21 protein-coding genes are annotated in these 24319 nt (G+C 52.4%); 11 read left to right on the forward strand and 10 right to left on the reverse strand.

Translation table 11 applies throughout. The annotated features are described in order from the left end of the window. Positions 1-36: 36 nt before the first annotated feature. From ACLJNW_RS17180 to ACLJNW_RS17195, 4 genes are all read right to left on the reverse strand, one after another. Positions 37-1359 (reverse strand): MFS transporter, encoded by a 1323-nt coding sequence (locus tag ACLJNW_RS17180; protein WP_001148981.1) that lies wholly within the window; start codon positions 1357-1359, stop codon positions 37-39. A gap of 350 nt (positions 1360-1709) precedes the next feature. Then, the gene (gene yhjD / locus ACLJNW_RS17185) at positions 1710-2738 is read right to left on the reverse strand and encodes an inner membrane protein YhjD (protein ID WP_000191231.1); all 1029 of its coding nucleotides are present in this window, start codon (positions 2736-2738) and stop codon (positions 1710-1712) included. A gap of 72 nt (positions 2739-2810) precedes the next feature. Next, the gene (locus tag ACLJNW_RS17190) at positions 2811-3710 is read right to left on the reverse strand and encodes a LysR family transcriptional regulator (protein WP_000358042.1); all 900 of its coding nucleotides are present in this window, start codon (positions 3708-3710) and stop codon (positions 2811-2813) included. A gap of 90 nt (positions 3711-3800) precedes the next feature. After that, a complete protein-coding gene (locus tag ACLJNW_RS17195) occupies positions 3801-3971 on the reverse strand; it encodes a hypothetical protein (protein WP_153246886.1) in 171 nt (56 codons plus the stop codon). 369 nt (positions 3972-4340) lie between these two features. Here ACLJNW_RS17195 and ACLJNW_RS17200 point away from each other — a divergent pair, with 369 nt between their 5' ends. After that, complete coding sequence (locus ACLJNW_RS17200; RefSeq protein WP_001196081.1) at positions 4341-4943, forward strand: response regulator transcription factor; 603 nt, start codon at positions 4341-4343, stop codon at positions 4941-4943. Between the two features lie 5 nt (positions 4944-4948). Here ACLJNW_RS17200 and ACLJNW_RS17205 read toward each other — a convergent pair whose 3' ends face one another. After that, positions 4949-5305, reverse strand: coding sequence for a glycoside hydrolase family protein (locus ACLJNW_RS17205; protein ID WP_001120252.1), 357 nt, complete (start codon positions 5303-5305; stop codon positions 4949-4951). A 280-nt stretch (positions 5306-5585) separates the two neighbouring features. Between ACLJNW_RS17205 and ACLJNW_RS17210 the strand changes: the two genes are divergently transcribed. Beyond that, positions 5586-7175 carry an STY4199 family HEPN domain-containing protein gene (locus ACLJNW_RS17210; protein WP_000185010.1) on the forward strand — a complete coding sequence of 530 codons (1590 nt, stop codon included), beginning with the start codon at positions 5586-5588 and terminating at the stop codon, positions 7173-7175. A gap of 12 nt (positions 7176-7187) precedes the next feature. Here ACLJNW_RS17210 and ACLJNW_RS17215 read toward each other — a convergent pair whose 3' ends face one another. Then, positions 7188-8837: an alpha,alpha-trehalase gene (locus ACLJNW_RS17215; RefSeq protein ID WP_000934257.1), complete on the reverse strand. Its 1650-nt coding sequence runs from the start codon at positions 8835-8837 to the stop codon at positions 7188-7190. Positions 8838-9162: 325 nt separating this feature from the next. On the opposite strand from ACLJNW_RS17215, the gene ACLJNW_RS17220 reads away from it, so the two are divergent. The 5 genes from ACLJNW_RS17220 to fraE all read left to right on the forward strand — a co-directional run bounded on the left by ACLJNW_RS17220 (position 9163) and on the right by fraE (position 14419). Further along, entirely contained in the window at positions 9163-9882 is a 720-nt protein-coding gene (locus ACLJNW_RS17220; protein WP_000572565.1) for a GntR family transcriptional regulator, read from the forward strand. Between the two features lie 175 nt (positions 9883-10057). Continuing rightward, on the forward strand, positions 10058-11035 hold the full coding sequence (gene fraB / locus ACLJNW_RS17225) for a 6-phosphofructose-aspartate deglycase (protein ID WP_080218858.1): 978 nt from the start codon (positions 10058-10060) through the stop codon (positions 11033-11035). 63 nt (positions 11036-11098) lie between these two features. Continuing rightward, positions 11099-11944 carry a fructose-aspartate kinase gene (gene fraD / locus ACLJNW_RS17230; RefSeq protein WP_000028435.1) on the forward strand — a complete coding sequence of 282 codons (846 nt, stop codon included), beginning with the start codon at positions 11099-11101 and terminating at the stop codon, positions 11942-11944. A 53-nt stretch (positions 11945-11997) separates the two neighbouring features. Beyond that, on the forward strand, positions 11998-13317 hold the full coding sequence (locus ACLJNW_RS17235) for an anaerobic C4-dicarboxylate transporter family protein (protein ID WP_000498935.1): 1320 nt from the start codon (positions 11998-12000) through the stop codon (positions 13315-13317). Positions 13318-13375: 58 nt separating this feature from the next. Then, positions 13376-14419, forward strand: a complete 1044-nt coding sequence (fraE, locus tag ACLJNW_RS17240) for a fructose-asparagine asparaginase (RefSeq protein WP_000702755.1) — start codon at positions 13376-13378, stop codon at positions 14417-14419. 46 nt (positions 14420-14465) lie between these two features. Here the strand turns inward: fraE and gorA are convergent, their stop codons facing one another. Beyond that, positions 14466-15818 carry a glutathione-disulfide reductase gene (gene gorA / locus ACLJNW_RS17245; RefSeq protein WP_000160764.1) on the reverse strand — a complete coding sequence of 451 codons (1353 nt, stop codon included), beginning with the start codon at positions 15816-15818 and terminating at the stop codon, positions 14466-14468. 104 nt (positions 15819-15922) lie between these two features. Next, positions 15923-16765 (reverse strand): 23S rRNA (adenine(2030)-N(6))-methyltransferase RlmJ, encoded by an 843-nt coding sequence (locus tag ACLJNW_RS17250; protein ID WP_000954235.1) that lies wholly within the window; start codon positions 16763-16765, stop codon positions 15923-15925. Between the two features lie 210 nt (positions 16766-16975). Here ACLJNW_RS17250 and ACLJNW_RS17255 point away from each other — a divergent pair, with 210 nt between their 5' ends. From ACLJNW_RS17255 to rsmJ, 3 genes are all read left to right on the forward strand, one after another. Next, a complete protein-coding gene (locus ACLJNW_RS17255) occupies positions 16976-18247 on the forward strand; it encodes an acid phosphatase (protein ID WP_000766151.1) in 1272 nt (423 codons plus the stop codon). Positions 18248-18428: 181 nt separating this feature from the next. Further along, entirely contained in the window at positions 18429-20471 is a 2043-nt protein-coding gene (prlC, locus tag ACLJNW_RS17260) for an oligopeptidase A (protein ID WP_023204135.1), read from the forward strand. Positions 20472-20477: 6 nt separating this feature from the next. Beyond that, entirely contained in the window at positions 20478-21236 is a 759-nt protein-coding gene (gene rsmJ, locus ACLJNW_RS17265; protein WP_023204134.1) for a 16S rRNA (guanine(1516)-N(2))-methyltransferase RsmJ, read from the forward strand. Between the two features lie 91 nt (positions 21237-21327). On the opposite strand, the gene dtpB is transcribed toward rsmJ, so the two are convergent. Together dtpB and uspA are read right to left on the reverse strand one after the other, a co-directional pair. Continuing rightward, positions 21328-22800, reverse strand: coding sequence for a dipeptide/tripeptide permease DtpB (dtpB, locus tag ACLJNW_RS17270; protein ID WP_001098275.1), 1473 nt, complete (start codon positions 22798-22800; stop codon positions 21328-21330). Between the two features lie 324 nt (positions 22801-23124). Continuing rightward, complete coding sequence (uspA, locus tag ACLJNW_RS17275; RefSeq protein ID WP_000323565.1) at positions 23125-23559, reverse strand: universal stress protein UspA; 435 nt, start codon at positions 23557-23559, stop codon at positions 23125-23127. A gap of 387 nt (positions 23560-23946) precedes the next feature. On the opposite strand from uspA, the gene uspB reads away from it, so the two are divergent. Beyond that, positions 23947-24282, forward strand: coding sequence for a universal stress protein UspB (uspB, locus tag ACLJNW_RS17280; RefSeq protein WP_000626193.1), 336 nt, complete (start codon positions 23947-23949; stop codon positions 24280-24282). Positions 24283-24319: the final 37 nt, after the last annotated feature.

The raw sequence follows: 24319 nt of genomic DNA on the forward strand, positions 1-24319 counted from the left end.
GAAACGTAGCGCCGGATGATGCCATCCGGCGCCCTATTACAACGCCTGATGACGCGTCTCATGGGTTAACAGCAGTGCAATCAGCGTCAGCGCCGCCATTGACGCCAGGTAAACCCCTACCGCCGCCAGCCCGTAGTGGCTTTGCAGCCATGCGGCAATATACGGCGCGACGGAAGCGCCCAGAATCGATGACACATTGTAGGAAAACGATGCGCCGGTATAGCGTACTTCCGTCGGAAATAGCTCCGGCAGCAGCGCTCCCATTGGGCCGAAGGTCAGCCCCATCAGGCTCAGACCTAACAACAGGAACACGAATACCAGCGCTGGATTGCCTGAACCCAGCAGCGGGGTAAAGGCGAACAACGCGAAGAGAATGATGAGCGTGGTAATGATGACCATGCTTTTCCGACGACCAAATGCGTCCGCCAGCAGGCCGGCGACGGGCACCATCACGCCGAAACCAATCACCGCCATCATCAGCATCCACAGTATTTCATTGCGCGGCAAGCCAAGCCCCACCGGCGCGGCGGCAGTGCTGTAAGTCATGGAATAGACGGTCATGATATAGAACAGCGTGTAGGTCGCCAGCATAATAAACGTGCCGAGAATGGTTACGCGGACATGCTTCGTCAGCAACGTGCCCAGCGGTATTTTTACCTGTTTTTTCGCTGCGGCAACTTTCGCAAACACCGGCGTTTCATGCAGCGACACGCGCACATACAGGCCGATAATCACCAGCACCGCCGAGAAGATAAACGGCACGCGCCAGCCCCAGCTCATAAACTGCTCGTCGGTCAGCAGCCAGGAGAGCAACAGGAAGGTGCCATTGGCAAAGAAGAAGCCGATCGGCGCGCCCAACTGCGGGAAGGAGCCATACAGCGCGCGTTTACGCGGCGGCGCATTCTCCGTCGCTAATAACGCTGCGCCGCCCCATTCGCCGCCCAGCCCCAGTCCCTGACCGAAACGCGCCAGCGCCAGCAGCAGCGGCGCGAAAATACCTATCGTCGCGTAGCCCGGTAACAGACCGATAATGACCGTGGAGATCCCCATCGTCAGCAGCGAAGCCACCAGCGTGACTTTGCGGCCTACCCGGTCGCCGAAGTGACCGAATAGCGCAGAGCCAATCGGACGCGCCACAAACGCGATAGCGAAGGTGGCGAGCGATTGTAGCGTTGCCGCAGTGGGATCGCCCTGGGGGAAGAAGATAAGGGGGAACACGATCACCGCTGCGGTGGCGTAAATATAGAAGTCGAAGAACTCAATCGCGGTGCCGATAAGCGAGGCAATAACGACTTTATTGCGTGAGTTTACCGGAACATGTTCCTGCTCATGGTCGAGTGTTGTGGCGGTTGCTTGCATACTATTTTCTTATTTTTAGCGAACGAATAGCCATATTACGCACAGCAAAAGTTATATTTCAATGTGTAACAAAAGCCAAAAATGGTCAAAAAAAGCGCAAAAAGGGGATAATGTTTAAGCCAGCCATTTTGCGTCTATGAAATGCTTCACATAATTTTAGAATTGGTGGATAAAACTGGTTTCAGGTTAAATAAAAGTTAATTACTGGATTTATATGCTGAAACAATGAGATGAGGCGGAAGGACGTGCCTGATTGTACCGCCGGGTACGCTTTACATACCCGGCCTGGGTCCACACAGCAGTAGGCCGAATGACGACGCCGTGCGTGCCATTCGGCAGCAAGCCGCAGACTAGCGTTGCGTTTTACCCGGCATTCGCGGGTCGTCCTTATATTCGGCGGTGGCTATCCAGGCCGCGCAGAATAACGTCAGGCGGGCAAAAAAGTAGAAGAAGGCCATCAGACCGAGTACGGAGCCAAACGCCGCGCCGGAAGGCGATTTCACCAGTGACGGCAGCGTATAAGTCATAATGATTTTAATCACCTCAAAACCGATAGCGGCGATAAATGTCCCGCGAATCAACGCTTTTTTACGGGGACGATGGCGAGGCAGTCGCCAGAAAATCCAGAAAAAAAGTAGATAGTTGGCAAAAATAGAGATGGCCAGACCGATCAAATGCCAGGCCGGTTTTAACCATTCGATGCTGTCGAGATACAAGGCGGAGATGATCATCTGCTGGGCGGAACCGGCGATGGAAGTAATGGACAGCGTAATGATTAAAGCGATTAATAATCCAATCAGCGAGATAAAATCGCGCAGATATTTGAGCCAGATTTTCTCCTGATCCTGCGGCTTGCGCTCCCAGACGTCCCGTGACTGGGCGCGAATCGCTTCCCGCAGGTTGCCCATCCAGTTAACGCCGGAATAGAGCGCGATACCCAGTCCGACCAGCCCTACCGTGGTACGCTGTTGAACCGCCGTATTAATCGTATTTTTAAGCGTGGACGCCAGCGTAGGATCGCTCACATTCATCAATATCTTGCTGAAAATATCTTCCAGTAGATTAGGGTGCGAGGCGAGGATAAAACCTGCCGCGGCAAAGGACACCATCATTATCGGGATCATCGACAGAAACGAAAAGTAGGTGATAGCCGCGCCAAACTGATTACCCAGTCGATCGTTAAAACGTTCGGTCGCGCGAATGAGGTGGGCCACCATCGGTTGACGCTGAATTTTTTGCATCAGGGTGGTGACGGAATGCAACGCCTGATTTGCCTTTTCGTTTTTTTCCGGGGCGTCATGCGGCTGCGTTTCTATTTTTTGTATCGGATCGTGCTCCAGTTCCTGAATAGGGCGTTTTACGTCATTTTCCTGCGTCATCAGGTCGGTAGTCCTTCATCATTAATAGAATATGTCAGTATAGCTTCTCCCCGGTGGATGCTGAAAATGCGGCTACTCTGCGGCCTCTTTAATGGTTTCAGTCAGCCATACCATAAACAGGTGTACCCGGCGGGAAAGATTACGGCGATGGGGATAATGCAGCGTCACCGGCAGTGGAGCGGCGCGATATTGCGGTAAAATTTCAATGAGCGTTCCGGCGCGTAACGCCTCCCGTACAGCAATGCGCGGCGTCTGAATGATCCCTAATCCTGCCAGACAGGCCGTATGCCAGGTCTCCGTACTGTTTACCGTTAGCATTCCGCCGGTTTTTACCCACTGCATACCGTGGGGCGTTTCGAAGGCAAAACCCGGTGAAGAGACTCCCGGGGTCAATGAATAATGCACCATCGCATGTGAGGCGAGGTCGTCAAGGTTTTCTGGATACCCAAAGCGCGCCAGGTATTGTGGGCTGGCGCAGTTCACCCTTCTCAGTTTGCCAAGCGGGCGCGTCAGTATCCCCGGCGCATGTAGCGGCTCTGTACGCACCACACAGTCGAAATCTTCCCGTAGTAAATCGACCTGTCGATCGCTACTACAAAGTTCCAGCGCAATGCCGGGATACTGATGCAAAAAAGTGGGCAGGCGCGGCATGATAAGGCTGTTTGCGAGACATGGCGGTATATCTACCCGTATTTTGCCGCTGATACTGGCGGGATCAGGCTGGAAAAGACCCTCCAGTTCATCCAGGTTACTCAACAGATCTTTTGCCCGTTCGTAGTAAACCATTCCGTCCTGAGTAAGCTGTACCCGCCGGGTGGTGCGGTGGAGCAGGCGGATGCCCAGTTGATGTTCTAACGCTTGTATTTGCCGTGAGACGCTGCCTTTGGGAAGGCCGATATCCTCTGCTGCACGGGAAAAACTTTCCCGTTCCGCCACGCGTACAAACAATTTCATTGCATATATTTTATCCATCATCAGGCTCTATTATTGTTCTTATTGAAACAGTGACGCTGAAGCGGCTGGTTTTATTGATTTTCTAGCATCTAATAAGCCCTTTCGCAATCATTGCTCGCGTGACGAATACGTCTGATTGCGTTGCGCGGCGGATTTATCGCCTTCCGGCCAGGCTTTTAGCGCCAAAAAGCCGATAAACGGGACGAGGGCGGTAAAACACGCCGATAACAGCGGGTGTAGTGGGGCAGAGAAATGCATGTACATACACGGTATTGTCATTGACCCATCGTCGCGGTTTTTAGGCGGATTGATTAATTTTTTAACAAAATGTGCTACTTTATTTTTTGTAACACATCAGGTGAAAAGCAGATATTTCCTTTGTGACGCGCCAGGCGTACTCTTTATTAAATTAATATTCAAATTAGCCTTGGCTGTTCGCGCTAATAAGATATTCCTTACTTTAAAAGGCTAATTTTAGCGAATTCTGTAATCCCGATGTTGAAGCTGTAAATATTCATAACCTTTCCCTTCCTCAACCAATGACTATCGGTAAAATGGCCTATACCAAATGGCGACTTCTTATTTTACCCTACGGGTAATACCCTTCCTCATCTTGAGACTATTATCTTACCCAGGTGGAGAAAAGTAATGCAGGTAATCATGTTTGACAGGCAGTCAATATTTATTCATGGAATGAAAATCAGTTTGCAGCAGCACATTCCAGGAATAAGTATCCAGAGTGTCGGTCAGGCAGAAGAACTCTGGCAAAAAATAGAAAGCGCGCCGGATGCGCTGGTCATGCTGGATAGCGGCCTGGATGCTGAATTTTGCCGCGAGGTGTTACAAAGAATCGCGCAGCAATTTCCGGAGGTGAAGATTATTATCACGGCGATGGATGGCAGTCAAAAGTGGCTGCATGAAGTCATGCAATTTAACGTTCAGGCCGTGGTGCCACGCGATTCTGATGCCGAAACCTTTGTCCTTGCGCTCAATGCTGTCGCTCGCGGGATGATGTTTTTACCGGGGGATTGGTTAAATTCAACGGAGCTGGAGTCCCGTGATATAAAAGCGTTAAGCGCCCGCCAGCGGGAAATTTTACAGATGCTTGCCGCAGGAGAATCAAATAAACAAATTGGGCGGGCGTTAAATATTAGTACCGGGACGGTTAAAGCGCATCTGGAGTCGCTTTACCGGCGGCTGGATGTAAAAAATCGTACCCAGGCCGCCATGATGTTAAATGAATCGAATTAGCGACGTTAAATTCGCAGCCCGCTTATTTCTGGCTGTGAAATATCACCCGTATTGATTAATGATAAAAAACGCTGATGTCCGATGCTGAACATCAGCGCAATAAGCGTTTCGCGTTGAAACCGATCGTTAAGTTCCGGCAAACAATTCTGTAGCAGCATATCGCAGCTATTGAGGTCATCCAGCAAGAATGCCTCCGCCTGTTCGGGCGTAATGAACGTCAGCGTCTCATCCGGCGTCAACATATGCCCGTAACCAATCACCCAGTTACCCTGCCGATCGCGATACTTTTCCAGCGACAGACCCTGCCACTGTTTAATAAACGCGATGCAGGCGGAGCTAAAGCGAGATGAAATGTGCGGCATGGCATCTTTCTCATAAAAAGCGCGATTATAAAGTGTGCTGCACGCGTGGCTAGCGGTCAGACGGCCAAACGCAGGCAGGGAAAAGGTCTATGCCGTTCAGCGTCACGCCGCGTTGACAGAATGAAAAACTGATGTTTTCGGTTAGTAACCGATCTTCTTATAAATTTGCAATCATTAAGATTAAGTCACTGAAATGTGGCTAAATCTGTTATATCTATGAAAAAACATAATTAAAAGAAAACGAAGATCTCGTCGCGGGATCGTCTTTTTAGGGAAGATAATGACGAATAGCGCTTCGCAGGCGACACGCGCGCCTTTTGAACATAGCCTGGGGATTATCCGCCAGGCATCAATAGAAATCCTGCTGCTGCTGGGTATTCATACCACAGAGGGAAAAGAGCCCCGGTGGTTCATGGAACAACTTGAGCAGGCGCGTCTTAACCTGGGCGGTTGGGGCGCGGTGGCGAAAAAATTGCGGATAAATGACGCGCAGTTGAGCCAGTTTATGCTGCAACTGCGTCACCTTCAGCAGCATGTTCCCCAGTATGACAGCGGGCAAGAGGTGAGCGAAAATCAACTCCTTGCCGCGTTGCGTTTTGTCACCTCGCTGGAACATCTACGTCAGCAGCAGCCGCTACTGACGTATCAAACTGAGCTGGAAGACCCCGACCAGGAGGCGCATCTTGAGGCGCAGCGTCAGCTTCGGGCGATAGAACTGACGTTAAAAGCGCTTATTGCGCGCGCATGGCCGGATCGGGCGTCGCTGAATCACTACCTCAAGCAACATTTTGGCCCGGACCGTTTGCGCCAGTGGTTAAAACAGGGAGAAGATCAACATGCGCTGGAGGGCATGTTGTTCAGCGAACTGGCGCTTATGGTGGTCGATAAAAAATTGTTTGCCCGTCATTACGTCAGAATTTTTAATGACGCCTCAGCGTTAACGCTGTTCGCCGAGTCGCGCACCACCCTGCGTATGTTTCTGGATGATTGCCGCCTCGCGCGAAACGAGGTTATCGCCAGGCAGCCGCTCACCTCAGCGCAGCTTATGCTGCTAAACGTTCAGTATCAGCAAATCGTTCGGCCCATCCAGCGCGCCTATGCCGAAAAACGTACTCGCGTGAATCCCGCTTCGTTTCTGCTGGCGGATGAACGTGAATTGCGCCAGTTCTGGGAAACCGCGCGGCTTAAAGATCGGCAGGCCGGGGGAGATAAGCATGAGATTAGCGAGAGCATAGAACCACCGCGTAAGCGGCCTCCGCGTACGCCTGAAGAGCGTGAGCAACTTATTTCCGGCACTTTGTGGGCCGGGGTTGGCGTCATGACGCTGGCGATACTGGCGGGCGCGTTCTGGCTATTTAGTTCGTCGTCGCCAGGCTCCGATAACGGGCAAGCTCCCGCAATGGCGCAGGATGAACCGCCGCGCGAGGCGCCTTCCGCGCGGGAAACGCTCAATCATATGGGGATTACCTGGGATGCGTTTACCATGCGGGCGGCGATAGAGCGCAATGATACGCGGGTGACGGCGCTGTTCCTCCAGGGCGGAATGAACTGGCAGCTCGCGTGGACGGAGCAGGCGTTTGCGGCAGGACATACCGAGGTGCTGCAACTGTTGTTGCGTTATCCCGCGCTGATGGATGAGGTCAAACCCTGCCGACGATTTATCACAACGTTAAGTCATGACATGTCGAGCGGCGCGCCGCTGACCGCGATGCATAAAACCTATTTGCAAACGTTTTGCACCGTTCCGGCTGTTGTGACGCGCCAGCAGCACGATACGGAGCAGGCCCGACTGCGCGCTCAGGCCCGGCCCAGCGCAGACAATAAAAAATGGCTGAAAATTCAGTCAGCCATTTATGATGCGATTCACTGAGGCCGGAGCAGGTTAAGGCTCTCCGTAAAGGCCAATCAGGCGGCGCACCACGCCATTGGTCCAGCCGAACCCGTCCTGTAGCGGATACTCGCCCCCGCCGCCTTCGCGGGGCGTACCGCCGGAAATATGGTATTTCTCGATCAGTTTATGGTGCTCCTGATAAAAATGGTTCACCGTTTTTAACCAGTTATGGGCGATTTCATCGCCCAGCATATCGTCGCCATACCGTTTGAAGCCCTGGATCGCCATCCATTGCAGCGGTGCCCAGCCGTTCGGTTTATCCCACTGTTCGCCGGTTTCGTATTCGGTCGCCATAATCCCGCCGGGCGTTAACAGACGGCTGCGTACCACATTTGCCAGACGGTCGGCCTGCTCATGGTTCGCCATACCGACATACAGCGGCACGATACTGGCAGCGGAAAAGAGCGCCATTTCTTCGCGTCGCCAGTCATAGTCCCGATAACAGCCGTTTTCATCATCCCACAGATAATGGTTCACGGCGGCGCGTCGGTCGCTGGCTTTCTGACGAAATAGCGCCTCGGTGTCACGTTCGCCTTTCAGCGCTGAAATATTGGCGATAGCGCTCTCCAGTTTATACAGAAAAGCGTTCAAATCGATAGGGATAAACTGGGTCGTACGTATGCTGGCAAGCCGGCCCGCATCGCGTAGCCAGCGTGAAGAATAGTCCCAGCCGGACGCCGCCCCGGCGCGCAAATCCCGGTAGACTTCATTGGGCGGACGACCGGAATGTTTTGCGGTTTCGACATCTTCCAGCCAGGACTCGTCGCGCGGCGTGTCGCGATCGTCCCAGTAGCGGTTCAGCAGGGAACCGTCCGGCATCCGCACAACGTGGCGATAAGCCTGGTTGAGCGCCAGCGATTCGGCGCCGTCCATCCAGAAGGCGTATTCCATTTTGAGATGGTCGAGATAACGCCGCGCGCCGCGTACGCCATCTTCTTCGAATAGTTCAACCATCAGGGCGAAAACCGGCGGCTGCGAGCGGCTCAGATAATAGGTCCGGTTGCCGTTGGGAATATGGCCATAGTTTTCAATCATCCAGGCGAAATTATCCGCCATACATTTAAGTAAGTCTTCGCGCCCGCTTTCCGCCAGACCCAGCATGGTAAAATAAGAGTCCCAATAATAGGTTTCGCTAAAACGGCCTCCCGGCACGATATAGGATTGCGGCAGCGCCAGCAGCGAAGACCACGGAATATGATCCTGCGGTTCGCGCGTCAGTATCGGCCAAAGCTGGTCAATATGTTCTTTGAGCGAGTTTTCGGGATTAGAGACATACTCGCTGGATAAGGTTTCCGGTAGCCAGAAATGGTTCTCGACGAAGCGGCGTAAGTCAAAATCACGGTGGCGTCTGACCTTACGGTAGCGGATCAGGATATCAAGCGGGTCCATCTTCGGCGCGCAGTCCGGGAACGTTTTACTGTCTGGAAACAGTTTTGTTGACTGTACATGCTCGAACAGTTCGAGATACCGATCGGCAGGGGTCAGGGCGTCAGAGGCGGGAAGCCCCTCGATCATCTCCGGCTCCGGTTCCGCCTCGATCATTTCATCCAGCTTTAACTCGCACGGGTCTGTTTCATAAAGCAGATCGACATCAATAGTCAGATCTTCAGAAGGCGTGGGGTTTAATTTCTGGTTGAGCATAATGACAAGGACCTCCGGCTTGCGTCGTAAAAGATACGGGTGTTGCCCGGCTGTCTATTAAGCGTAGACATTCGCTTCGATACCTGAGTGGCAAAGTGTGCGATAGATCACATTTTGCAATTTGTCTCTCAAGAAAAACAATTTATAACTTACTGAATAGTATTGCGAAAATCCTATTTTCATGACGCCCGCCCCAGACCTAAAATCAGAACATTCGTTTCATAGCGGTATCACTACGTCACCGCATGGCGTGGATTCACAAGCAAAGGTAACGTAAATAGTTATAATACAAGCCATGGCACCATGATAATACAAATGGATACAAATGATCGAGCAACCCGACAGTAAAAGCGCTAAACCGCTTTATAAGCAGCTTGAAGCCGCCTTAAAAGAGGCCATTGCGCGTGGAGAGTATAAACCAGGCCAGCAGATCCCGACGGAAAATGAACTGAGCGCGCGCTGGCAGGTGAGCAGGGTCACGGTCCGTAAGGCGTTGGATGCGCTGACGCGTGAAAATTTGCTGACCCGTGTCTCCGGCAAAGGCACCTTTGTCTCTGGTGAGAAATTTCAGCGCAGTATGACCGGCATCATGAGTTTCAGCGAGTTATGCCAGTCCCAGGGACGTCGCCCGGGGTCACGCACCATCAAATCCGTTTTTGAATCGGTAGACGATGAGACAAAAGCGTTACTGAATATGAACGATGGCGAAAAAGCGGTCGTCATTGAACGTATCCGCTATGCCGACGATGTGGCGGTATCGCTGGAAACCGTACATCTTCCCCCTCGTTTTGCGTTTTTGCTGGACGAAGATCTTAATAATCACTCTTTGTATGAATGCTTACGCGAGAAACACCACTTATGGTTTACCCACTCCCGTAAGATGATCGAACTGGTTTATGCCAGTTTTGAAGTCGCCCATTATCTTGGCGTCAACGAGGGTTATCCGCTGATCCTGATAAAAAGTGAAATGATTGATAACAAAGGAGAACTCTCCTGCGTTTCGCAACAGTTGATTGTCGGCGATAAAATACGGTTTACCGTATGATGTCAGCATTACGCTAACGAAGAGCAGGCTGAATCGGGATCCAGATCGCGGATCCCGATTTTTTTTGCTTTCCATCTTGATCAAATGTCTTTAAATGTCATATAAAAATAATAATACATTATGAGTCATTTATGGCGAATCCTCGCCTGTATCATTGATGGAACCAGAGGAAAGCATGATGGGTATGAAAGAGACAGTTAGCAATATTGTGACCAGCCAGGCAGAGAAAGGAGGCGTTAAACATGTCTATTATGTGGCGTGCGGCGGTTCTTATGCGGCGTTCTATCCGGCGAAAGCATTTTTAGAAAAAGAAGCGAAAGCGTTGACTGTCGGTCTGTATAACAGCGGAGAATTTATTAACAACCCGCCGGTAGCGCTGGGAGAAAATGCCGTTGTGGTTGTCGCCTCCCACAAAGGTAATACGCCAGAGACAATTAAAGCGGCTGAAATCGCCCGTCAGCACGGCGCGCCGGTCATTGGTTTAACCTGGATAATGGATTCACCGTTGGTGGCGCATTGCGACTATGTGGAAACGTACACGTTTGGCGACGGTAAAGATATTGCCGGAGATAAAACGATGAAAGGCCTGCTGAGTGCGGTCGAACTGCTCCAGCAGACGGAAGGGTATGCGCACTACGACGATTTTCAGGATGGCGTCAGCAAAATCAACCGTATCGTCTGGCGCGCTTGCGAGCAGGTAGCGGAGCGTGCGCAGGCGTTCGCGCAGGAATATAAAGACGATAAAGTCATTTACACCGTCGCCAGCGGCGCGGGCTATGGCGCAGCCTACCTACAGAGCATCTGTATCTTTATGGAAATGCAATGGATACATTCCGCCTGTATTCATAGCGGTGAGTTTTTCCACGGGCCGTTTGAAATTACCGATGCGAATACGCCTTTCTTCTTCCAGTTTTCCGAGGGCAATACGCGGGCGGTGGATGAACGCGCGTTAAACTTCCTGAAAAAATATGGCCGCCGGATTGAAGTTGTCGATGCGAAAGAGCTGGGGCTATCGACCATTAAAACCACGGTTATTGATTACTTTAACCACTCTCTCTTTAATAACGTTTATCCCGTTTACAATCGGGCGTTAGCTGAGGCGCGTCAGCATCCGTTAACGACGCGCCGCTATATGTGGAAAGTGGAATATTAATTACATCAGGATGGATAAAAAAGCAGGGACGCTTTTTATTGTAAAGACAAACAAGGAATAATGATGAGCATCAGCGTATTGGGTATTGGCGACAACGTTGTCGATAAATACCTGCATTCCGGCATTATGTACCCCGGCGGTAATGCATTAAATTTTGCTGTCTATGCAAAATTAGCAGACATCCCCAGCGCGTTTATGGGGGCGTTTGGCAATGACGACGCCGCGCAGCACGTACAGGATGTATTACACCAGCTACAGATAGACATCTCTCACAGCCGCCATTATACCGGCGAAAATGGGTATGCCTGTATCCGTCTCACGCATGGCGATCGGCAATTTGTCGCCAGCAACAAAAACGGCGTATTGCGGGAACATCCTTTTAGCCTGTCTGACGATGATCTTCGCTATATATCACAATTTACCTTAGTCCATTCCAGTATTAACGGCCACCTGGAATCGGAACTGGAGAAAATTAAACAACAAACCGTCTTACTCTCTTTTGATTTTTCCGGGCGCGGTACAGACGACTATTTTGAAAAGGTATGCCCGTGGGTAGATTATGGATTTGTCTCCTGTAGCGGGTTATCGCCAGATGAAATCAAAATAAAACTCAATAAACTTTATCGTTATGGCTGTCGGCATATTATTGCCACCTGCGGGCATGAAAAAGTTTATTATTTTTCCGGCGCGGATTATCTGGAGTGGCAACCTGCTTATATCGAACCTGTCGATACGCTGGGCGCAGGCGACGCCTTCTTAACCGGTTTTTTGCTTTCCATTTTGCAATCGGGTATGGCGGAACCCGATAAAGAAAGCGTGCTACGCGCCATGCGGCAGGGCGGGAAATCGGCGGCGCAGGTGTTATCTCATTACGGCGCATTTGGTTTTGGTAAACCGTTTGCACAATAGGTTACGTCCCTCAATGTAAAGCGACACTCACTCCAGATAACCCAGGAGGAAGTATGTTTTGGACGGAATTATGTTTTATCCTTGTGGCCCTGATGATAGGCGCCAGGATCGGCGGCGTATTTTTAGGGATGGTCGGCGGGTTAGGCGTCGGCGTGATGGTTTTTATTTTTGGCCTGACGCCTTCTACGCCACCGATTGATGTTATTCTGATTATTCTTTCTGTTGTCCTGGCGGCCGCTTCTTTACAGGCCTCCGGCGGGCTGGATTTACTGGTCAAACTGGCGGAAAAAATTCTGCGTCGCCACCCTCGTTACATTACGTTATTAGCGCCGTTTATCTGTTATATCTTCACTTTTATGTCAGGAACGGGGCATGTCGTTTATAGCTTGTTACCGGTTATTTCTGAAGTCGCACGGGATTCTGGTATTCGACCGGAACGTCCTTTATCTATTTCCGTTATCGCATCGCAACAGGCGATCACCGCCAGCCCTATATCTGCCGCCATGGCGGCGATGATTGGTTTAATGGCGCCGTTGGGCGTCTCTATTTCAACCATTATGATGATTTGCGTGCCTGCTACGTTAATCGGTGTAGCGATGGGGGCAATAGCGACCTTTAATAAAGGAAAAGAGTTAAAAGACGATCCGGAATATCAACGTCGGCTTGCTGAAGGGTTAATTAAACCTGCGCAGAAAGAAAGTAAAAATACGGTAGTCACTTCGCGCGCCAAATTGTCGGTGGCGTTATTTCTGACCAGCGCGATCGTTATCGTTCTGTTAGGACTGATTCCGGCGCTGCGGCCCATGGTGGAGACAGCGAAAGGGCTACAACCGCTTTCGATGTCCGCCGCTATCCAGATTACGATGCTCTCTTTTGCCTGCCTGATTGTGTTGTTATGTCGGCCGCAGGTCGATCAGATTATCAGCGGTACGGTATTTCGGGCGGGCGCGCTGGCGATTGTCTGCGCCTTCGGCCTGGCCTGGATGAGTGAGACGTTCGTGAATGGTCATATCGCGTTGATTAAGGCAGAAGTGCAAACTCTATTGCAACAGCATACCTGGCTTATCGCCATTATGATGTTTTTCGTGTCCGCTATGGTCAGCAGCCAGGCGGCAACGACGTTAATTCTGTTGCCGCTGGGGCTGGCGTTAGGGTTGCCCGCTTATGCATTAATCGGTTCCTGGCCTGCCGTTAACGGCTATTTCTTTATTCCGGTGGCGGGACAGTGTCTGGCGGCGCTGGCGTTTGACGACACCGGTACGACGCGTATCGGCAAATATGTGCTTAACCATAGTTTTATGCGTCCGGGATTAGTTAACGTGATTGTCTCGGTCATTGTCGGGCTGTTAATAGGAAAAATGGTTCTGGCCTGATTGTTATTCATGTTTTTATAGCACACGCCACTTATTATTTTTAATTCAGAGGAAGAAAATGAAAATTAGAGTTTTCATGGCCACCGTGTTGCTGCTCATCAGCCACTGTGTATTTAGCACAACGTCACTACCGCATATTGTTATTCTCGCGACAGGCGGTACTATCGCCGGGACGGCAGCCAATAATACGCAAACCGCCGGATATAAATCCGGTGAGCTTGGCGTGCAAACATTAATAAATGCCGTGCCGGAAATGAATAATATCGCTCGCGTTGACGGCGAGCAGGTGGCGAATATTGGTAGCGAAAATATGACCAGCGATATTATCCTGAAACTTTCACAGAAGGTGAATGCGTTATTGGCGCGGGACGATGTTGACGGTGTGGTCATTACTCATGGCACTGACACGCTCGATGAAACCGCCTACTTTCTTAATTTGACCGTGAAAAGCGACAAACCGGTGGTGTTTACCGCTGCAATGCGGCCCGCGTCGGCAATCAGCGCCGATGGCGCAATGAACCTGCTGGAAGCGGTCACGGTGGCTGCTGACCCGAATGCGAAGGGACGCGGCGTAATGGTGGTTTTAAACGATCGTATTGGTTCGGCGCGCTTTGTAACGAAAACCAATGCCACGACTCTGGATACCTTTAAAGCGCCGGAAGAGGGCTATCTGGGGGTCATCGTTAATGGTCAGCCACAGTTCGAAACGCGGGTGGAAAAAATTCATACCCTGCGATCTGTTTTTGACGTACGTAATATCAAAAAATTACCCAATGTGGTGATTATTTACGGCTATCAGGACGACCCGGAATATATGTATGATGCGGCGATCGCCCATCACGCGGACGGTATTATTTATGCCGGAACCGGCGCAGGTTCAGTCTCGGTACGCAGCGACGCGGGGATTAAAAAAGCGGAGAAGGCCGGGATTATCGTGGTGCGCGCTTCCCGCACCGGAAACGGCGTAGTACCGTTGGATAAAGGGCAGCCAGGGCTGGTGTCTGACTCGCTCAACCCGGCGAAGGCGCGAGTCTTGCTGATGACGGCATTAACTCAGACGCGTAATCCGGAACTGATCCAGAGTTATTTCAGTACGTATTAATCATGCAGGCTTGTGCGCCCACCCTTGAAGATGGGCGCACAAGATATTAACGCATGGTCACAAACTCTTCCGATGCGGTCGGGTGAATAGCGACGGTATTATCGAAGTCTTTCTTGGTAGCGCCCATCTTCAGCGCTACCGCGAAGCCCTGCAACATTTCATCCATGCCGAAGCCGATACCGTGGATACCCACAATTTTTTCTTCCGGCCCGACGCAGACCAGCTTCATACGGCACGGCTGGCGGTGCGTCGTCACCGCGGTATACATAGCGGTAAACGATGATTTATAGACTTTTACCTGCTCGTCGCCGTACTGCTCGCGCGCCTGCGGCTCGCTTAACCCGACGGTGCCGATAGGCGGATGGCTAAAGACCACGGTCGGGATGTTGCTGTAGTCCAGATGCTCGTCCGGCTTGTTGTTAAACAGGCGTTCGGAGAGACGGCGACCGGCGGCGACGGCGACTGGCGTTAACTCCACTGCGCCGGTGTTATCGCCAACGGCGTAAATGCCTTCAACGTTGGTATTCTGGAATTTATCGACAATGATGTAACCTTTTTCATTGGTTTTCACGCCCGCCGCCGCCAGATTAATATTGTCGGTCGACGGTTCGCGACCAATAGCCCAGATCAGGCAATCAACGGTTTCACTGCGGCCATCTTCCAGTTCCAGAGTCAGACTGCCGTCGGCGTTTTTCACCACCGCTTTCGGCACGGCATGAGTATGCAGTTGCGGGCCTTCGGCGTTCATCACCTCAACCAGCGTTTCGCTAATCATCGGGTCAAAACTGCGCAGCGGCGCATGTTTACGGACAAACAGATGCGTTTTCGCCCCCAGCGCGTTGATAACGCCAGCCAGTTCAACGGCGATATAACCTGCGCCTACCACTGCGACGCGCTCCGGCAAGGCCGACAGCGCAAAGAAACCGTCGGAATCAATGCCGTATTCCACGCCTGGAATCTCAGGATGGCTCGGACGGCCGCCGGTAGCGATCAAAATATGGTCGGCGGTGATGGTTTCGCCGTTCACTTCAATGGTTTTGGCATCGACAAAGCGGGCAAAGCCTTTAATCACATCCACGTTATTTTTGCCCAGCACGTTGTCGTATGAAGTATGGATGCGGTCAATATACGCGGTACGGCTGGCAATCAGCTTGCTCCAGTCGAACTGATTAATCGTGGCGTCAAAACCGTAGTCCGGGCCATACAGATGAATCGCTTCACGAATCTGCGCGGCATGCCACATCACTTTCTTCGGCACGCAGCCCACGTTAACACAGGTACCGCCCAGCTCTTTGGCTTCGATGAGCGCGCATTTCTGGCCGTACATAGCGGCGCGGTTAATCGAGGCGATACCGCCGCTGCCGCCGCCGATAGCGATGTAATCATAGTGTTTGGTCATGACCGCTCCTTTATGTTCGTTGTCGGACGGATAGATTCTGCGCTACCCGCCAAAATATTCGCGATTGTATACCTGAAGGTGAAAGGTTCCACCGATGGCTGTGATTACTCCGGCACGATCCAGCTTACCGAAGTGTGTCCGTGACCGTTTGGCGCCAACCTGCTGTGCAGCCACGGTAGCACGTTGTTCATCTGCTGCTCCAGTTTCCACGGCGGGTTAACCACGATCATACCGGACGCCGTCATCCCGCGCTGATCGCTGTCCGGGCGGATCGCCAGCTCAATTTGCAGGATTTTACGGATGCCGGTGGCCTCCAGCTCATGAATCATGCGCTTAATTTGCTGGCGGAGTACCACCGGATACCATAGCGCGTATGTCCCGGTGGCGAAACGTTTATAACCCTCGCTGATGCCGCTGACTACCGCCTGGTAGTCGGTTTTCATTTCATAAGGCGGGTCAATGAGAATAAGACCGCGGCGGGAAACCGGCGGCAATTTGGCTTTCAGTTGCTGATAGCCGTCAGCGCGTTCCACGCGGGCGCGGTTGTCTTTTTGAAACTCCGCGCGCAACAGTGGGAAGTCGCTGGGATGCAATTCCGTGAGTTGCAGACTGTCCTGCTCACGCAGCAACTGGCGGGCGATTAACGGGGAGCCCGGATAGTAGCGTAACTGCCCGCTGCGGTTGAAATGTTTTACGACGCTAATATACGGTTCCAGTTCGGCGGGCAGATCGTCCTGCTGCCAGATACGGGCGATGCCTTCCAGATACTCTCCGGTACGTTCAGCATGTTCGCTGCCCAACTGATAACGCCCCGCGCCCGCGTGCGTGTCCAGATAGAGAAACGGTTTTTCTTTCTCTTTTAGCGACTCGATGATCAGGCTCTGAACGGTATGTTTAAGGACGTCGGCGTGGTTGCCAGCGTGAAAGCTGTGACGATAACTGAGCATGGATGCAGATATTCCGGGAAGTAAACAAGTTAGCCGATAGTTTACCGCAGATCCGCGCAGATTACCCCAGTACCGCCATGTTGTTTCGCGCGTTGTGAAAGTATTGCAAGACGTGTTCGTATCATCAAACCGTCAACTGCGCAGGCCAGCATCGCCTGTGGGCAAGGTAGTAGTTTTGACCTGGCGTTATTTTTAATGAAAGGAACCATAATGAAACTACACATTACTGTACTGGCGTCATCTCTGGCGCTGGCGATGCCGGCACTGGCGAAAGATATTCCCCTGTCCCAGGCGGAGTCGATAGCGAAAAGCGTGACGCCCGACTCGGCGAGCGTCGCCTTTAATGACCTTGAGGCTCAATGGCTGACACAGTTGCGTAAGGCATTACAAGGCGATACCGCCGCGTTGACTCGCGACGCCCTGGCTCAGATGCGACAGAATTCCATCCAGGCGGATAATGCCTGGTTACAGGCTAGCGGTTATGATTTTCATACTACTGAGAATCAACAGATGGGGATTACCCTACTTTCCGCCTTCAATACATTGCCGGAAGCAGTATTGAAAGACAATCTGGCGACGGTGACGGCGATTAATCACGATGCCGATGTTAATACCCGTCACCAGGCGCTGGCGGATGCGGAAAGCGTGGAGTATCTCTATTTCCTGAGCGACGCAATGGGGCCGCGGCTGGGGCGGGCATTTCTCGCCGCTTATGATAAAGGTGAGTTGGGCAAAGCGGCGGCGTTGATTAAAGCCTCGGAAGTCAGCACCGGCGCGGCGAAAAAATATTTTCATTACCCGCGTCCTTACCAGGTGCCGGGTAATACTATCCATTTGACGCCGGATGATGTGGTGGTAAAAGATGGTCATCCTTATACCGCAGGTGGCGGTGCTTTCCCCAGCGGACACACGAATACCGGTTATACGGATGCGCTGTTGATGGCGGAAATGATCCCGGAACGCTTTGATGCGCTGGTGATTCGTGGCGCGCGTTATGGCTATTCTCGCCTGGTCCTTGGCGTACACTATCCGCTGGATGTGATGGGCGCGCGGATGGTCGCGCAGCGTAATGTCGCGCATTATCTTAACGATCCGTATTACCGTACGTTATTCAACGAAGCTCGCGCTCAACTGCGTGAGGCGCTGGTGAAAGAGTGCGGTACGACGATTGTCGAATGCGCGGCATCGACCGGAAAAGACGATCCGTACCGCGATCCGGCCATGCATACCTTCTACCGCTTCACCATGACTTATAACCTGCCGCAACAGAAAGGCGAGCATCAGCCGTTGAAAATACCAAAAGGCGCCGATGTTCTGCTACAGACAGCGCTGCCGAACCTGTCGCCAGCGCAGCGTCAGGCGTTAATGGAAGAGACGGCGTTACCGGCAGGATATCCGTTGTCGGGCGAGACCGAGGATCAACAGTTCTGGCAGCGTCTGGATCTGTCCGCTGCTTACGAGATGGCGAGAAAAACGCGCTGACGTTGTCACCCGGCTTATAAAACGTAAGCCGGGATGATGTTAAAGGGGCGGCTTATTGCAGCGATACCCACGTCTGTACGCTGTCCATCATTGAAATTCCCCTTACTATCCCCCATTCTAGATCTCATCGCGAGAGCGCCAAAAGCGCGCTCCACTCACCTTCTTCTACAGGACTGCGCATATGACCAATCCATTACTAACGTCTTTTTCACTGCCGCCTTTTTCTGCAATTAAACCGGAGCATGTGGTGCCTGCGGTCACCAAAGCGTTGGCCGATTGCCGGGCGGCGGTAGAAGGCGTTGTGGCGCATGGCGCGCCGTATAGCTGGGAAAACCTCTGCCAGCCGTTGGCGGAAGCCGACGATGTTCTGGGGCGTATTTTCTCGCCAATTAGCCACTTAAACTCGGTGAAAAATAGCCCGGAGCTGCGTGAAGCCTACGAACAGACGCTGCCGCTGTTGTCGGAATACAGCACCTGGGTTGGACAGCATGAAGGACTGTACAACGCGTACCGCGACCTGCGCGACGGCGATCATTACGCCACGCTGAATACCGCGCAGAAGAAAGCGGTTGATAACGCGCTGCGTGATTTTGAACTGTCCGGCATCGGTCTGCCGAAAGAGAAACAGCAGCGTTACGGCGAAATCGCCACTCGCCTGTCTGAGCTGGGCAACCAGTACAGCAATAATGTGCTCGATGCCACCATGGGCTGGACGAAGCTCATCACCGACGAAGCCGAGCTGGCGGGAATGCCGGAAAGCGCTCTGGCGGCAGCGAAGGCCCAGGCGGAAGCCAAAGAGCAGGAAGGTTACCTGCTGACTCTGGATATCCCGAGCTATCTGCCGGTCATGACCTACTGCGACAACCAGGCGTTGCGCGAAGAGATGTATCGCGCCTATTCCACTCGCGCCTCCGACCAGGGGCCGAACGCCGGTAAGTGGGATAACAGCCCGGTGATGGAAGAAATTCTTGCGCTGCGCCATGAACTGGCGCAACTGCTGGGCTTCGAAAATTATGCCCATGAATCGCTGGCCACCAAAATGGCGGAAAATCCGCAGCAGGTGCTCGATTTCTTAACCGATCTGGCGAAACGCGCCCGTCCGCAGGGGGAAAAAGAGCTGGCCCAGCTGAGCGCCTTCGCCAAAGCCGAATTTGGCGTTGAGGAACTGCAACCGTGGGATATCGCGTACTACAGTGAAAAGCAAAAACAGCACCTGTACAGCATCAGCGATGAGCAGCTACGTCCGTACTTCCCGGAAAACAAAGCCGTGAATGGCCTGTTTGAAGTGGTGAAACGTATTTACGGCATCACTGCCAAAGAGCGTACTGACGTTGATGTCTGGCACCCGGAAGTGCGTTTCTTTGAACTGTATGACGAAAATAACGAGCTGCGCGGCAGCTTCTACCTTGACCTGTACGCGCGCGAACACAAACGCGGCGGGGCGTGGATGGACGACTGTGTCGGCCAGATGCGTAAGGCGGACGGCACATTGCAAAAGCCGGTCGCTTATCTGACCTGTAATTTCAACCGTCCGGTGAACGGTAAACCCGCTCTGTTTACCCATGACGAAGTGATCACCCTGTTCCACGAGTTTGGTCATGGCCTGCATCATATGCTGACCCGCATTGAGACCGCCGGGGTCTCCGGTATCAGCGGCGTGCCGTGGGACGCCGTCGAACTGCCAAGCCAGTTTATGGAAAACTGGTGCTGGGAGCCGGAAGCGCTGGCGTTTATCTCCGGCCACTATGAAACCGGCGAGCCGTTGCCGAAGGAACTGCTGGATAAAATGCTGGCGGCGAAAAACTATCAGGCGGCGCTGTTTATTCTGCGTCAGCTGGAGTTCGGTCTGTTTGATTTCCGTCTGCATGCGGAATTTAACCCGCAGCAAGGAGCGAAAATTCTTGAGACGCTCTTTGAAATCAAAAAACAGGTCGCCGTGGTGCCGTCACCGACATGGGGCCGCTTCCCACATGCGTTCAGCCATATCTTTGCTGGCGGCTATGCGGCAGGCTACTACAGCTATCTGTGGGCCGACGTACTGGCGGCGGACGCTTATTCCCGCTTTGAGGAGGAAGGCATTTTCAACCGTGAGACCGGTCAGTCGTTCCTTGATAACATCCTGACTCGCGGTGGTTCTGAAGAGCCGATGGAACTCTTTAAACGCTTCCGTGGCCGTGAACCACAGCTGGACGCGATGCTGGAGCATTACGGGATTAAAGGCTGATTTTACGTGCAAATCTGCTTAATGGATGAAACGGGCGCCACAGACGGCGCCTTATCTGTTCTGGCTGCCCGCTGGGGACTGGAGCATGACGAAGACAACCCGATGGCGCTGGTATTGACGCCGCAACATCTGGAGCTGCGCAAGCGCGACGAACCGAAGCTCGGCGGCATTTTCGTCGATTTTGTCGGCGGCGCGATGGCGCACCGGCGTAAGTTCGGCGGCGGGCGCGGCGAAGCGGTGGCGAAAGCCGTCGGTATCAAAGGCGATTATCTGCCGGATGTGGTTGATGCCACGGCCGGACTGGGGCGCGATGCGTTTGTGCTGGCATCCGTCGGTTGCCGCGTGCGGATGCTGGAGCGTAATCCGGTGGTCGCCGCGTTGCTCGAAGACGGCCTGACGCGCGGCTACGCCGATGCGGGCATTGGCGGCTGGCTTCAGGAGCGTTTGCAGCTGATTCATGCTTCCAGCCTGACGGCGTTGACCGATATCACGCCGCGCCCGCAGGTGGTCTACCTCGATCCGATGTTTCCTCACCGGCAGAAAAGCGCGCTGGTGAAGAAAGAGATGCGGGTGTTTCAGTCGTTGGTGGGGCCGGATCTCGACGCCGACGGACTGCTGGAACCGGCGCGTCAGTTGGCGACCAAACGCGTGGTGGTCAAACGTCCCGATTATGCGCCGCCGCTGGCGGATGTCGCGACGCCCAACGCCATCGTTACCAAAGGGCATCGGTTTGATATTTATGCCGGAACCCCTCTGACGGAGTAACGGATTGCCCGATGGCGCTACGCTTATCGGGCCTACGATTCTCAATTATTTGTAGGCCGGATAAGGCGTAAGCCGCATCCGGCACTGAGTATTACTGTTCGGTACCTGGCGTATTAATCATTCGGTTTAACCACGGCACCATAATGGCCATCACCACGGTGACCGCCAGCGTTACCAGACCAATTTTGCTAAAGACGCCGGTATAAATTGGCAGCGTCTGCAACGGATCGGTGATGTTTTCCGGTACGGCAGTGAAGGTCGCCACATAACCGCCGAGCAGGAAGGCGGCGGCCTGGGTCAGGAACCACATTCCCAGAATAAAACCCATCAGATGCTGCGGCACCAGAGCGGCGACCATTGCCAGCCCCAGCGCGCTAATCAGCAGCTCGCCCAGACTCTGGAACAGATACACCAGCACGATAAACCACGGCGACGTCAATCCTTGCGCATCGGCAAACCACATCCCGGCGGCGGCGGCGGTCAGAAAACCCAGCGCGCAGAGGAACATACCGAGCGTAAACTTCATCGGCATAGTCAGATCTTTGCCTTTGCTACCCAGTCGGGTGTAAATCGCTGCCAGTACCGGACTGGCGACGACCACCCAGAATGGGTTCAGCGCCTGAAAACTCACCGGGTTAATGGCGAATCCAAGAATTTCATGATGCACGTTATTAATCGCAAAGAAGTTCAGCGAGGTAGGCATCTGCGCATACAGAATGTAAAACAGCACGGCTTCAATCATCAGAATAAACGCCACGAACATTTTATTGCGGCCGGTTTTATCCAGACGAAACGCTTCGCGAAAGAAGAAAATAGTGACGACGATAGAAAGGACGATGAGCACCAGATTGGCAATCTTAACGTTGTGCATCAGCCAGGCGCAGAGGAAAATCATGACGACGGTGCCGAGTAGTACCAGCAGCAAATTGCGAAAACGTAGCGGTTTATGATCCGGTTCAGAACCGATATTTTTCACCATGCCACGGCAGGCGAAGTACACCAGAAGCGCAACAATTAAACCAGCGCCGCACAGATTATAGGTCACCGCATAGCCAAATTTATCGGCAATCACCGGCGCCAGCGATAGCGATAACAAAGAACCGATGTTAATCGACATATAAAACAGGGTGAAAGCGCCATCCAGCCGGGGATCTTTAGGCTGATAGCATTTAGAGAGCAGGCTAGCGGGATTGGCTTTAAATAACCCGTTGCCCACGGCAATCGTACCCAGTGCGATAAAAATCAGATCGGGATTTAATAGCGACATGCCGGTCATAAAATAGCCAATCGCCAGCACAATCGCGCCCAGGACCAGGGTGCGTTTAGTCCCTAACAGATGGTCGCCAACATAGCCGCCGATGGAGATCAGGCCATAAACCAGCGCCGCAAAAGCGCCAAAGGTAATAAAGGCCTGCTCCTGAGAAAAACCCAATTGTTTAACGAAAAAGACCGCCAGGATGCCCTGGACGCCGTAATAGCCAAATCGTTCCCATAATTCTACAAAAAAGATCATGAAGAATGGACGAGGTTGCTGCAGCAAGCCCGTAGGTGCAGTTGTATTCATATTCCTTCGCCTTTTAATGCCATCCCGAAACGTATGAGCGCGTATATCAAAACGCGCCGAAAAGACTTACCCTGATATAGACTGCGGTTATTAGCCTGATCAATAGGTTATTATACAAATGATACGCAAACTAATTAGTGGATCACACTAATTATGTTTGGTGTGATGGAATGATGTACTGAGTACTGCGAAGAAGGGGGGATAAACAAAACGCCCACATAAGCGGGCGTTGTTGTTGATAGCCGGAATTTGCCTGATGGTTCAGGCCAACCTGATTGACTATAGACCAGACGCGGTCTTAGCCGCCAGCCGGTACGGCAAGTATTACTCTTCTTCGTCGCGTAGCGGCACAATCAGCATGTCAACGTGAACGGTGTTGATCAGCTGGCGCGCAGAAGACATCAGTTTGCTCCAGAAGTCCTGGTGATGACCGCAAACGACCAGATCCATATCGTATTTCTTGATGGCATCAACCAGCACCTGGCCCAAATCGCCGCTACCGCTCAGGGTTTCAGTGATAGGGTAGCCAGCGTTGGTAGACAGCTCGGTCAGCGCGTGGTGGGTTTCTTCGGAGATACGTTTCTGCATATCGCCCAGATTGACGTCAATCAGACCGGTGTACAGGTCAGAATAGTTCACATCAACGTGGATGAGGGAGATTTTCGCGTTGTAGGGGCGCGCCATAGAGACCGCTTTTTCAACCAGAACTTTACTTTCCGGGGAGAGATCAACTGCGATAAGAATGTGTTTATAAGCCATAGTGTTACTCCTTCCATAAGTTGTCGATGACCATTGAGCTACTGGCGTTTCTTATGCCGCCGCGTCACCCGCGTCCTGCGAACTCTATGCGCGGGGCTAGCTCAGCCGTTTACCATAACTATCCTTACATTATAGCGACCAGGATAATCCGTCAATCTGCCTTGCTTGCCAGTTAGTTAAACAAAATTTTCAGGGAATTGCATTGATAGTGATTAACCTTCTGGTAAAAAAATTAACTGATCTCCTACAATGTGTATAAGAGCCGTTCGAATGCGGAGCGCTAATATGGACGGCTTTCGTAGTACTCTTTCACTGATTGTCTGGCAGGGTATCGGGGAGCGGTAGTCCCGGAGAGGAACTCCGTGGGCGGGTCGCCGGGGAGGAGATATGATAAGCACCGTCTCACTATTCTGGGCTTTATGTGTCGTTTGCATTGTTAATATGGCGCGCTATTTCTCATCGCTACGCGCACTGTTAGTGGTACTTCGTGGTTGCGATCCTTTGCTCTATCAATATGTCGATGGCGGCGGCTTCTTTACCACGCATGGTCAGCCCAACAAACAGGTGCGCCTGGTATGGTATATCTACGCTCAGCGCTATCGCGATCATCATGATGAAGAATTTATTCGCCGTTGTGAACGCGTGCGCCGCCAGTTTCTGCTGACCAGCGCGTTATGCGGTTTGGTGGTGGTGAGCTTGATTGCGCTCATGATTTGGCACTGAATGAAAAAAGCGGGCCAGTTTCCTGACCCGCTCATGT

Source organism: Salmonella sp. SAL4457, assembly GCF_046548235.1.
Lineage (GTDB): Bacteria > Pseudomonadota > Gammaproteobacteria > Enterobacterales > Enterobacteriaceae > Salmonella > Salmonella enterica.